This window comes from Pseudoalteromonas sp. S16_S37 (assembly GCF_014694405.1).
GTDB lineage: Bacteria > Pseudomonadota > Gammaproteobacteria > Enterobacterales > Alteromonadaceae > Pseudoalteromonas.
The window spans coordinates 1-321 of sequence record NZ_JAAUWV010000225.1; the positions used below are offsets into that span (position 1 = coordinate 1).

At 40.2% G+C, this 321-nt stretch carries 1 protein-coding gene; it reads right to left on the minus strand.

Annotated elements, in window-relative coordinates:
- Nucleotides 1-321, minus strand: a 321-nt coding sequence (locus HC733_RS22730) for a hypothetical protein (RefSeq protein ID WP_190367224.1), incomplete at both ends; no start/stop codon positions are given.

Consider the following 321-nt stretch of genomic DNA (forward strand, 5'->3'; position numbering starts at 1 on the left):
ATCATTGCGGCCCAATGACAACGAAAATTGGCCCTCCTTGTTTGTCGTCACAGTATCAAGCGGTGTGAGAGTTAACTGTTCAACCAATAAACTTTGCATAGAGCACTTATCAATTAACTCTTTGGCTTTGTTGTACTCAGGTCTCTTGCTCGGATTTTTAAGTACAGCGAGTTGTAATTTAAGTAAGTCATTTTGGGTGGGCACAACACCACAATTCATTGCGGCATAATGGCGTTGATTTGCTAAAAAATCTGCAAACTCACCATAATCATAAGCATGAACTTCTATCAATGACATCGGAACAGTATCGCGTGACTTTGT